Raw genomic sequence first — 11,523 nt, 5'->3', positions numbered from 1 at the left:
CTCGGTGAAAGCCATATTTTCTCTGAAAAGCATCTTCCGCACTTTTTTAATTGCCACTCTGGCGCTGGCCACCGCCTCCTGTGGTTTCCACCTGCGTGGTAACTATATGCTGCCAGACGACATTGCTAAACTGTCACTGACCAGCTTTGACCCGTATGGCCCCCTGCACCGTCAGGTAAAATCCCAGTTCAAAATGCACGGTATTGAAGCGGTCCCAAGCTCAAGCAAAGTACCCAACCTGCACCTGATCAGCGAATCGGTCGATGAGCGAACCCTATCGCTCTACCAGAACGCCCGTGCTGCTGAATATGAACTGACCTACACCGTACGCTACAGCATTGTGGTGCCGGGCAAAGGCAGCCAAAGCTTCACGACCCGTGTTAACCGTACCTTCCTTGATAACCCGTTAACGGCACTGGCCAAGTCGGTAGAGCGCGACATGATTGAAAACGAAATGCGCCAACAGGCGTCACGTCAGATCATGCGTCAGCTAGCTCGCCTGACCGCCAAGTTCAATCAGCTTGATGAAGAATCACTGGAAACGCTGGAGCAAGATGCCGCCAACGACGTCACGTCAGCTAACGGCAAGGTGACAGTCACCACTGAACGTCTGACCGATCAGGAAGCCGCTGAGCAACTGTTTGACGCCGACCGTACCCAGAACAGTCAGGTTACTGCGACACAATGAGGATTTACCCGGAACAACTGACACAGCAACTCAGCAAAGGGCTGCGTCAGGCTTATCTGCTGTTCGGCAATGAACCGCTGCTGAAGCTGGAAGCCTGCGACCAGATTCGCCTGGCAGCTCAGCAAGCCGGTTTTGACGAACGCCATACCTTTACCGTTGATGCCCAGCTGGACTGGAATCTGGTGCTTGACTGCTGTCAGGCCCTGAGCCTGTTTTCGGCTCGCCAGATCATCGAGCTCATTCTGCCAGACAGCGGCCTCAATACCCAACAGGCCAAATCCCTGCAAGAGGTCACGGCTCATCTGCACCCGGACATTCTGTTGCTGCTTCAGGGCCCACGCCTGAATAAAAAGCAGGAAACCAGCAAATGGTTCAAGGAGCTGGATCACCATGGGCTCTATGTCCCCTGCAACACGCCGGATGCCCGCCATCTACCCCGCTTTATTCAGGGACGCTGCCAGCAGCTCGGCCTCAAGCCGGATCATGAATCGGTACTGATGCTGGCACAATGGCACGAAGGCAACCTGCTGGCACTGGCACAAAGCCTGCAAAAACTGGTGTTGCTCTACCCTGACGGTGAACTGACGGTACCTCGGCTGGAAGACGCCCTGAGCCGCCACAACCATTACACCCCGTTCCAGCTGATTGATGCCATTCTCGCCGGACAAGCCAAACGCAGCCAGCGGGTACTGCGCCAGCTTGAAGGCGAAGGGGTTGAAGTGGTGGTATTGCTACGCACACTCCAGCGCGAGCTCACCCAACTGTACAAGATGCAGGAAATGGGCAGCCGCGGCACGCCACTCAGTAAAATCTTCGAAAATTTCCGGGTCTGGCAAAGCCGCCGCGAGCTCTACATCGGCGCACTGCATCGCCTGCCCCTGCCGACGCTGATCACCCTGATGCGTCAGCTGGCCCGGCTCGAAGTGCAGGTCAAAACCGATTATGACGCCCAACCATGGGATGAACTGGCAGCGTTATGTGCACAAATGTGCGGAATAAAAACCCATCTCAACCCGTTTAGCTAGTATTTCGCCCAACAGCCGGACGGGTTATGTAAAGTTACAGCCAGAATATGTTGCCGGCTCTTGTGCGTGATATACTGCGCCGCTACATTGTGACCCGGCCGATTCCGGGTCTACAGTAAACACAGATACAGTGAAAGAGGGAGATCCTTTTGCAGGTTCAAGAACTACACGATTTTATTGTTGATAAAGTTGATGATATCAAAGCCCAAGATATCGTGACTCTGGATGTTCGCGGTAAATCAAGCATTACCGACTTCATGGTGCTGTGCACCGGTACCTCGAACCGCCACGTAGCTTCTATTGCCGATCATGTCAGCAAAGAATCCAAGCAGATCAACTACCCGCCATTAGGCATCAGTGGTGAAGAAGACGGCGAATGGGTCATCGTGGACATGGGCAGCGTGATCCTGCATATCATGCAGGAAGATGCTCGTAATCTGTACCAACTGGAGAAGCTTTGGGGCTAACCAAGAATGAAGCTTCAACTGATTGCTGTTGGCACCAAAATGCCGAAATGGGTTGAGGAAGGCTACAAAGAGTATAGCCGTCGCTTCCCTAAAGATATGCCGCTTGAACTGGTCGAGATTTCTGCTGGCAAGCGGGGGAAAAATGCCGATATCGCCCGTATTCTGCAAAAAGAAGGCGAAGCGATGTTAGCCGCTGTTCCGAAAGGCAACCGGATTGTCACCCTGGATATTCCGGGCAAACGCTGGGACACCGAACAACTGGCAGAACAGCTGGAAAGCTGGAAGCTGGATGGCCGTGATGTGTCTATTCTGATTGGCGGACCTGAAGGTCTGGCACCAGCCTGTAAGGCAGCTGCCGACCAGAGTTGGTCGTTGTCGCCGCTGACACTGCCGCACCCACTGGTCCGTATCGTAATGGCAGAAAGCCTGTACCGGGCCTGGAGCATCACCGCTAACCATCCATATCACAGGGAATAAGTGAGAATGAGGCAAAAGCGTACACAGATCCGCGATCACCGGGCTGAGTCGGCACTGTTTTTTCGCCGGGCTCTTGTCTCATTTATCGGTATCATCGTGCTGGTCAGTGTTCTGCTGGTGAATCTGTACCACATACAGATCCGCGAGCATGAAGACTACCAGACACGATCGAACGATAACCGGATTAAAGTGGTTCCCGTCGCCCCGAACCGGGGGCTGATCTACGACCGTAACGGTGTGCTGCTGGCAGAGAACCGGCCGGTCTACTCCCTGGAAATCACCTCAGAAAAAGTGCCTGATCTGCAGGACACTTTTGCACGCCTGAAAGAAATGATGGCCGTCACCGACGAACAAATCGAGCGGTTTGAGCGTGAACGACGCCGTACCCGCCGGTTTAAGTCCGTGCCTATCATGAACCAGTTGACCGAAGAGCAAGTCGCGTTATTTTCGGTTAACCAGCACCGCTTCCCCGGCGTGGAAGTGAAAGCTTACCTCAAGCGCTTCTATCCGTACGGCGAGGCCCTGACCCATGTGCTGGGTTATGTCGCAAAAATCAACGATCGGGATCTCGACAAGCTGGATCGCGAAAACAAGCTGAATAACTACAAAGCGACCCGCGACATCGGTAAGCTGGGCGTTGAAAAATATTACGAAGATCTGCTGCACGGCACCTCCGGCTATCAGGAAGTCGAGGTCAACAGCCGCGGCAGGATCATCCGCACTCTGAAATATGTCCCGCCGATTCCTGGCAAAGACATCAAGCTGAATATAGATATCAGCCTCCAACTGTATGTGCAGGAGCTGCTGACCGTGCGCACGACTGACCCGGAAACCGGCGAAGAGATCGTCAAACCGAAGCGCGGCTCAGTTGTGGTACTCGACCCGCGTGACTCGTCAGTCCTGGCTATGGTATCCAGCCCGAGTTACGACCCGAACCTGTTTGTCCACGGCATTTCCGGCAAACAGTACCGCGATCTGCTCAATGACAAAGACCGTCCGCTGGTAAACCGCGTCACGCTGGGCATTTATCCGCCGGCTTCCACGGTGAAACCGATGATCGCTGTCGCCGCACTGACGGAAGGCGTGATCACCACCAACACCACGAGAAATGACCCGGGCTACTGGCGTATCCCTAACACCAACAGCCGACCGTTTCGCGACTGGCTGCGCTGGGGCCATGGCCGAGTGAATATCCACAAAGCCATTGAAGAATCGGTTGATACCTTCTTCTATCAGGTGGCGTACGACATGGGCATCGACCGCCTGTCGGACTGGATGAGCCGCTTTGGCTACGGCGAATACACCGGCATTGATATCTACGAAGAGAGCAAGGCCAACATGCCGACCCGCGAATGGAAACAGGCGCGTTTCCGCCAGCCATGGTATCAGGGTGACACCATTCCGGTCGGGATCGGTCAGGGCTACTGGACAGCGACGCCGCTGCAAATCGCCAAGGCGACGACCGTACTGGTCAACCGCGGCCGGGTGCAGGCACCTCACCTGCTCAAGGATGTCATTGATGATGAAGGCGGCAAGCCGGCCAACTTTGATGACTTCCCGCCGATCGATAACGTCAGCGACAGCACCTGGGAAGTCGCCAAAGACGGCATGTTCCGCGTACTGTTTGGTAACCGAGGGACTGCTCGCAGGGCTTTCTACGGGGCGGAATACAAGGCCGGAGGAAAATCCGGCTCGGCTCAGGTCTTTGGCCTGGCGGAAGACCAGAAGTACAACGCCGAGGAGCTGGAAGAACATTTACGCGACCATGCTCTGTTCACGGCCTTTGCACCATTTGACCATCCGGAAGTCGTTGTTTCGATGGTGCTGGAAAATGCCGGCGGCGGCTCCTCGAACGGGGGCCCGGTTGCCCGTAAAATCTTTGACCACATGCTGCTGGAACCCACCGAACCGGATCCGCTGCAGGTGATCGTCGATAAAAAACTCGCAGAGGTATCACCATGAGTATGATGTCAGCGACAGGGAATCAACGTACGCTGAGTGACCGCTTACATCTGGATTTTCCGCTGTTACTGGGCATTTTCACTCTGATGGGCTTTGGCCTGATTGTGATGTACAGCGCCAGCGGCCAGAATCTGGAAATGATGGAACGTCAGGCGGTTCGCATGCTGCTCTCACTGGGTGTCATGTTTATTCTGGCTCAGATTGCGCCGCGGCATTACGAAACCTGGGCTCCCTATCTGTTCGGGGTCGGGCTGTTACTGCTGCTCGGGGTGTTGCTGTTCGGGGAAGTCTCAAAAGGGGCGCAGCGCTGGCTGAACCTGGGTATAGTCCGGTTTCAACCCTCTGAGCTGATCAAGCTGGCCGTGCCGCTGATGGTCGCGCGCTTTGTGGGTAACCGCCCGCTACCGCCCAGCCTGAAGAACATCACGATTGCTCTGGTGCTGATTTTTGTCCCGACAATTCTAATCGCCAAGCAGCCGGATCTGGGCACCTCTATCCTGATTGCCGCCTCCGGGATCTTTGTCCTGTTTCTGTCCGGGATCAGTTGGCGCATTATTATTGCTGCCGCGCTGATGCTGGCTGCGTTCATACCGGTCCTCTGGCTGTTCCTGATGCGGGATTACCAGCGTACCCGGGTGCTGACCCTGTTCAATCCAGAGTCAGACCCGCTAGGCGCGGGCTATCACATCATCCAGTCAAAAATTGCCATTGGCTCCGGCGGGCTCAACGGCAAAGGCTGGATGCAGGGCACCCAGTCCCAGCTGGAATTTCTGCCTGAACGCCATACTGACTTTATTTTTGCGGTCATCGCCGAAGAATGGGGACTGATTGGGGTCTGCTGCCTGCTAACAATTTACCTATTCATCATCGGCCGCGGGTTGATGCTGGCCAGCCGAGCCCAGACCGCTTTTGGCCGGATGATGGCCGGCAGTATCGTGCTCAGCTTTTTTGTTTATATTTTCGTGAATATCGGTATGGTGAGCGGCCTGCTGCCGGTGGTGGGGGTTCCTCTCCCGCTGGTCAGCTATGGCGGAACCTCCATGGTAACCCTGATGGCCGGTTTCGGTATTTTGATGTCTATCCACACCCATAGAAAAATGTTGTCCAAGGCGACCTAAATGCGCATATCTCCATTATTGTTACTTCTTATCCTTGCTGGCTGTAGCTCCACGTCCAACAACGAGCGCTATGATATCGCCGATGATAAGGCGCCGGAATCATCGCCAACGCTGGATCACATTGAAGATGCCCAGCCGCGCTACGAACCGCAGAGTCTGGCTGGCAACAAGGACTACACGCTGCGCGGCAATGACTACAAAATCATTCGCGGTCAGCAGCCGTTCACCGAAGAAGGCTATGCCTCCTGGTACGGCAAAAAATTCCACGGCCACCGCACGTCGAACGGTGAGATTTATGACATGTACTCGATGACAGCAGCCCACAAAACTCTGCCGTTACCGAGCTATGTGAAAGTCACCAACCAGAACAACGGCCGCTCCGTGGTTGTCCGGGTTAATGACCGCGGTCCGTTTCATGACGGGCGCATTATTGACCTGAGTATGGCTGCTGCAGCCCGGCTGGATGTGATCAAGTACGGTACTGCCCCGGTAAAGATTGAGCTGATCAATATTGACAAACCGGCCAATCCTGACGAATGGCAGAGCGCCAATCCGAACCAGTACTTCGTGCAGTTGGCTGCCGTCACAGACAGCGACAAGGCCAAACAAGTTGCCACGACTCTGGCCAAAGAGTTCAACACTCAGGTCGATACCCAAAAGGCCGACACCGGTAATATTTACCGCCTGCGCCTGGGGCCATACCTGGATCGCGAAGAAGCCATGACGCAGCGGGATAAGGCACGAGCCAGCCGCTACCCACAGGCTTTCATCATTTCCTCGAAAAGGGAATTGGAACCTAAATCGTAATTTGTACTCTGAGTAACAGACTTTTTGATGCCCGAGACCGCACTTTTGTGCTTTCTCTCGGGTAAATTTCCGCACAGTATTGTCAAAATTCGTCAATCGTCACCAGGATGACCGGTCATATCAACCGCCAACACTGGTCTGCTATTGTCAATCTGCTATAGTGTGTACAATTTTTTGCAATCGACAAATTAAGTTACAACCATCATGAAGAAATCTGCTGCACTTTTCCGCTCTGTAGCAATCTCGGCCACCCTGCTGGCTTCAGCAACTGCGGTTGCTGCACCAGCGGTTGTCCCTGAAGCACCACAGATTGCTGCCAAGGGTTACGTCCTTGTAGACTACCATTCCGGTAAAATTCTGGCTGGTCACAACGAATACGAACAAATCCCGCCTGCCAGCCTGACCAAAATGATGACCAGCTACGTCATCGGCCAGGAAATCAAACGCGGCAACATATCTATGGATGATACTGTCGTGATCAGCAAAAACGCCTGGGCCAAAAACTTCCCGGGTTCCTCAAAAATGTTCATTGAGGTGGGCAGCGAGGTTAAAGTTTCTGACCTGAACCGCGGGATTGTTATCCAGTCCGGTAACGATGCGTGTGTGGCCATGGCTGAACACGTAGCCGGTTCAGAAGATTCATTCGTCGATCTGATGAACGCCTGGGCAAAAACCCTGGGCATGAACTCCACCCACTTTGCCAACGTACACGGTCTGGATAACCCGAACCTGTACACCACCCCGTATGACATGGCACTGCTGGCTCAGGGCCTGATCCGCGATGTCCCAGAAGAGTTTGCGCTGTATAAAGAGAAGTCGTTCACTTACAACGGCATTACTCAGTACAACCGTAACAGCCTGCTGTGGGATAAGAGCCTGAATGTTGACGGCCTGAAAACCGGTCACACCAACAATGCCGGTTACAGCCTGGTCAGTACAGCGACGGAAGGCAAGATGCGCCTGATCGCGGTAATGATGGGGACTCAGAGCCCTAACGCCCGTAAAGCGGAAAGCAAGAAGCTGCTGAACTACGGTTTCCGTTTCTATGAAACAGTATCACCACACAAAGCCAACGAAACCTTCGTGACCGAAAAAGTCTGGATGGGCGACACCGATGAAGTCTCACTGGGCGTCAGCGAAGATACCTTTGTGACTCTGCCACGCGGTCAGACCAAAGATCTGGCAGCCAGCTTTGTGCTGGAAAAAGAGCTGCGTGCGCCGATCCAAAAAGGTGACGTCGTGGGTAAGTTGTACTACCGTATTGGCGAAGAAGACATTGCTGAGTACCCGCTGCTGGCACTGAATGATGTTAACGAAGGCGGAATGTTCAGCCGTCTGATTGATTACATCATGCTGCTGTTTAAAAGCTGGTTAGGGTAACAGTCAGATATACAACAGAAAGGGGCTGCAGATTCTGCAGCCCCTTTTTTGTGACTCTTTTCGCATTCCCACAGAACTTGTTAAAATTAGTCTGAGCCTTTAATATGCACGGCTTAAATCGCAATAAATGCAATACCTCGGAGTACCGCATGCAGCAGCAAGAACAGCCAAAACTGAAAGATCTCTTGGAGTTCCCTTGTAAGTTCACGTACAAGGTTATGGGTTATAGCAAACCTGAGCTGCCTGATCTGGTTGTTGAAGTGATCCAGCGCCACGCCCCAGGTGACTACAGCCCTGTCGTGAAGCCAAGTGGTAAAGGCACCTACAGCGCCGTTTCGGTATCTATTACAGCGACCTCGATTGAACAGGTAGAAACTCTGTACAAAGAACTGAGTGAAATTGAGATTGTACGCGTCGTTCTGTAAGCGTTCAGCATACCCCTACAAAATTGGCGGCTGTAAAGTCAGTCGCCAAGTTTTATAATACCCTCAATCTCGTACCCCCTACCGGGGTGTCCGTGTATCAGGCGTTACCAAACGACAATATATGGGTGTGACATTGGACAATAAGATAATTATTCGGAACCTTGGCCGCCAGGACTATGAACCGATCTGGAAGGAGATGCATCAGTTTACTGACGAACGCACTCCGGACACGACCGACGAAGTCTGGCTGGTTGAACACAATCCCGTGTTCACACAGGGTCAGGCGGGCAAAACCGAACACCTGCTCAACACCGGTGACATTCCGGTTGTGCAAAGTGATCGCGGTGGTCAGGTTACCTATCATGGTCCGGGCCAGCTGGTCGCCTATATCCTGATCGATTTACGTCGTCGCAAACTGGGCGTGCGTGAGCTGGTCACCCACATCGAAAACACTGTCATCAACACCCTGTCCCGTTACGGGATTGAATCTAACGCCCGTCCCGATGCACCGGGTGTGTATGTCAACCACCAGAAGATATGCTCACTTGGCCTGCGGATCAGACGCGGCTGCTCTTTTCACGGTCTGGCACTCAATATCAATATGGATCTGGCTCCGTTTCTGCGTATTAACCCATGCGGTTATGCAGGAATGGAAATGACTCAAACTGTGTCATTGAATGGGCCTTCTGAACTAGCGGAAGTTCAGCCTGTACTGGTAGAAGAGCTGAACAACCTGCTCGATTATCAGAGCGTTGAGTGGAAAATGGAAAGCAATTCATGAGTAAACCAATCAAAATTGAACAAGGTGTCAAATACCGTGATGCCGACAAAATGGCGCTGATCCCAGTTCGTACTGTGGCTGAAGAAGCACCAAAGCAAGTGCTGCGTAAACCGGAATGGATGAAAATCAAACTTCCGGCTGACAGTCAGCGTATCCAGGACATTAAGTCGGCAATGCGCAAGAACAACCTGCACTCTGTGTGTGAGGAAGCATCTTGTCCAAACCTGGCAGAATGTTTTAACCACGGCACTGCCACCTTTATGATCCTGGGGGCAATCTGTACCCGTCGTTGTCCGTTCTGTGACGTTGCTCATGGTCGTCCGCTTCCGCCTAACGCAGAAGAGCCGGTCCACCTGGCACAAACGATTGCTGACATGAAGCTGCGCTATGTGGTTGTCACTTCAGTTGACCGTGATGACCTGCGTGACGGTGGTGCTCAGCACTTTGCCGATTGTATCCGTGAAATTCGCGTGAAAAGCCCGGAAATCCGCATTGAGACTCTGGTCCCTGATTTCCGTGGCCGTATGGATCGTGCGCTAGACATCCTGCGTGATAACCCGCCGGATGTGTTCAACCACAACCTGGAAACTGCACCTCGTCTGTACCGTAAAGCGCGTCCGGGTGCGAATTACCAGTGGTCACTGGATCTGCTGAAGAAATTCAAAGAGATGCACCCTGAGGTACCAACTAAGTCCGGTCTGATGATGGGCCTTGGCGAAACCAAAGAAGAAATCATTGAAGTGCTGAAGGATCTGCGTGCGCACGGTGTGACCATGCTGACGCTGGGCCAGTACCTTGCACCAAGCCGTCACCACCTGCCGGTAGAGCGCTACGTGCCGCCTGAAGAGTTCGATGAGCTAAAAGAAATCGCGCTGGAACTGGGATTCACCCATGCAGCCTGTGGTCCGTTTGTTCGCTCTTCATACCACGCCGACCTACAGGCGCGTGGCGAAGAAGTGAAATAAAAACGCCGCTTCTTTTTCATAAAAACGGTGAGCCTGGCTCACCGTTTTTTTATGCTTGATTTTCATCAACTGCCTAGCTTGCTCAGCCCTAAGCACTTTGCACTTTGCCACAACGTTGCTGCCTCGTGACACAGCTCATCCGATTTGAGTCTGACACCGGCACTCTTCGGGTGCCGGAAATCACCAGGCAAAAATTCACAAACAATCATTCACAAACAATCATTCACAAACAAGATTTCACCAGACAAAGCCATCAGCAAAAAAAAAACGCCGCGGAAAACCGCAGCGTTTCGTTTAGGGATGCATATCGCACTCGTCGCTGATTCAGCGTTATTACGATTGCACTACGCAGGATTGCGAATTGCACTACTCAGGTACAGGTACAGGTACGCCTATTATTGCGCGCGCTCAATCGCAGCTGCCAGCACCGGCGCCAGACTGTTCAACGCCTCTTCATTCACCGGCTTACCTTTATCATTGGTAATGTTGATTGACGTCCGGTTACCCAGATCGCCCAGCTGAACATTGTACGAACGGCTGTCCAGCATGATTGGCTTGGTGCCCAGCTCAGTCCAGAACTCATCATCCGGAGAACGGTATTTCACCTCAACCAGACCCTGCGAGCGGTTACGGCTTTCAACTGTAAAGCCAATCTCGTTCAGCACCAACGGCAGACGTTCCCAGAACACATTGTAAGGGGCACGGGCGATGATCACCGGCAGGCCACTGCGATCCTGTCCCATAGAAATAGGGATTTGCTTCACCAGCTGCTGGGCACGTTCACGGGCTTTATCACGCTCTAGCTGATCATAACGCGCGGTCACCACGTTGGTCATGATGGTGCTGTAGCGCTCTTTGTTGTCAACCGAGACCGGCATTTCAACCCCGTCTTCCCGCCAGTCAATCAGAGAAATCTGGTAGGTATAACGACCCGGCTCTGCGGAACGCTCAATACGGTAACGGCTGCCAATCTGACGATCTTCATCGTCATTATTCCAGGTCACCCAGTCGGTTTCCATCGCGTTCGCGGTATTGCTGCGCAAAGTGATATTTCGTTCAACAATCAACTTCTGAGTTAACGCCCAGACCTTGTTCAACTCTTCTTCTTTGGCCAGCAACAGGCTCACGCCATCTTCGCCTTTCACCGCCCGGGCACCCGGGATCAGCGCCAGCACTTGCTGCGGCGGACGAATATCGACCGAAGGCCCCAGCCCGCCCTGGAAACTCCGAGCCGGGATATTGTAATCACTAACCTGAGCAGGAATCGCCCCTGCCGGTTGCGTCCATGTCCCCAACGGGGCGGTTTCAAGGTAATTGAAATCCTGATTGGCCTGACGGCGGCGATCCGCCCCGTCAGAACAGCCCGCCAGTGTTACCACTGCAATTGCAGCCGCCACCAGCTTGTATTTGTAATTCATTCCGCTTCTG

At 53.3% G+C, this 11,523-nt stretch carries 12 protein-coding genes; 11 read left to right on the top strand and 1 reads right to left on the bottom strand.

The window, feature by feature from the left end; all coding sequences use genetic code 11:
- The first annotated feature begins 4 nt into the window (after nt 1–4).
- From C9I92_RS20720 to lipA, 11 genes are all read left to right on the top strand, one after another.
- Complete coding sequence (locus tag C9I92_RS20720; RefSeq protein ID WP_047886753.1) at nt 5–688, top strand: LPS-assembly lipoprotein LptE; 684 nt, start codon at nt 5–7, stop codon at nt 686–688.
- Nucleotides 685–1,713, top strand: a complete 1,029-nt coding sequence (holA, locus tag C9I92_RS20715; protein ID WP_047886754.1) for a DNA polymerase III subunit delta — start codon at nt 685–687, stop codon at nt 1,711–1,713. Before C9I92_RS20720 ends, holA begins: the two co-directional genes overlap by 4 nt.
- Nucleotides 1,714–1,862: 149 nt before the next feature.
- Nucleotides 1,863–2,180 (top strand): ribosome silencing factor, encoded by a 318-nt coding sequence (gene rsfS / locus C9I92_RS20710; protein ID WP_047886755.1) that lies wholly within the window; start codon nt 1,863–1,865, stop codon nt 2,178–2,180.
- A 6-nt stretch (nt 2,181–2,186) separates the two neighbouring features.
- Nucleotides 2,187–2,657: a 23S rRNA (pseudouridine(1915)-N(3))-methyltransferase RlmH gene (gene rlmH, locus C9I92_RS20705; protein ID WP_047886756.1), complete on the top strand. Its 471-nt coding sequence runs from the start codon at nt 2,187–2,189 to the stop codon at nt 2,655–2,657.
- Between the two features lie 6 nt (nt 2,658–2,663).
- The gene (gene mrdA, locus C9I92_RS20700; RefSeq protein ID WP_047886757.1) at nt 2,664–4,619 is read left to right on the top strand and encodes a penicillin-binding protein 2; all 1,956 of its coding nucleotides are present in this window, start codon (nt 2,664–2,666) and stop codon (nt 4,617–4,619) included.
- Nucleotides 4,616–5,737, top strand: a complete 1,122-nt coding sequence (gene mrdB, locus C9I92_RS20695; protein WP_047886758.1) for a peptidoglycan glycosyltransferase MrdB — start codon at nt 4,616–4,618, stop codon at nt 5,735–5,737. The genes mrdA and mrdB overlap by 4 nt, the downstream gene beginning before the upstream one ends.
- On the top strand, nt 5,738–6,544 hold the full coding sequence (locus tag C9I92_RS20690; protein WP_047886759.1) for a septal ring lytic transglycosylase RlpA family protein: 807 nt from the start codon (nt 5,738–5,740) through the stop codon (nt 6,542–6,544). It abuts the gene before it with no gap.
- A gap of 204 nt (nt 6,545–6,748) precedes the next feature.
- A complete protein-coding gene (locus C9I92_RS20685; protein WP_047886760.1) occupies nt 6,749–7,924 on the top strand; it encodes a serine hydrolase in 1,176 nt (391 codons plus the stop codon).
- A 149-nt stretch (nt 7,925–8,073) separates the two neighbouring features.
- Nucleotides 8,074–8,349: a DUF493 family protein YbeD gene (ybeD, locus tag C9I92_RS20680; RefSeq protein WP_047886761.1), complete on the top strand. Its 276-nt coding sequence runs from the start codon at nt 8,074–8,076 to the stop codon at nt 8,347–8,349.
- A gap of 121 nt (nt 8,350–8,470) precedes the next feature.
- The gene (lipB, locus tag C9I92_RS20675) at nt 8,471–9,130 is read left to right on the top strand and encodes a lipoyl(octanoyl) transferase LipB (RefSeq protein ID WP_047886762.1); all 660 of its coding nucleotides are present in this window, start codon (nt 8,471–8,473) and stop codon (nt 9,128–9,130) included.
- Complete coding sequence (gene lipA / locus C9I92_RS20670; protein ID WP_047886763.1) at nt 9,127–10,095, top strand: lipoyl synthase; 969 nt, start codon at nt 9,127–9,129, stop codon at nt 10,093–10,095. The genes lipB and lipA overlap by 4 nt, the downstream gene beginning before the upstream one ends.
- A gap of 395 nt (nt 10,096–10,490) precedes the next feature.
- On the opposite strand, the gene bamC is transcribed toward lipA, so the two are convergent.
- Nucleotides 10,491–11,513 carry an outer membrane protein assembly factor BamC gene (bamC, locus tag C9I92_RS20665; protein ID WP_047886764.1) on the bottom strand — a complete coding sequence of 341 codons (1,023 nt, stop codon included), beginning with the start codon at nt 11,511–11,513 and terminating at the stop codon, nt 10,491–10,493.
- Between the last annotated feature and the right edge of the window lie 10 nt (nt 11,514–11,523).

It is taken from the genome of Photobacterium ganghwense (genome assembly GCF_003025595.1).
Taxonomy (GTDB): Bacteria; Pseudomonadota; Gammaproteobacteria; order Enterobacterales; family Vibrionaceae; genus Photobacterium; species Photobacterium ganghwense.
Note: the sequence above shows the minus strand (reverse complement) of the source record. Positions and strands in the feature narration are given on the sequence as shown.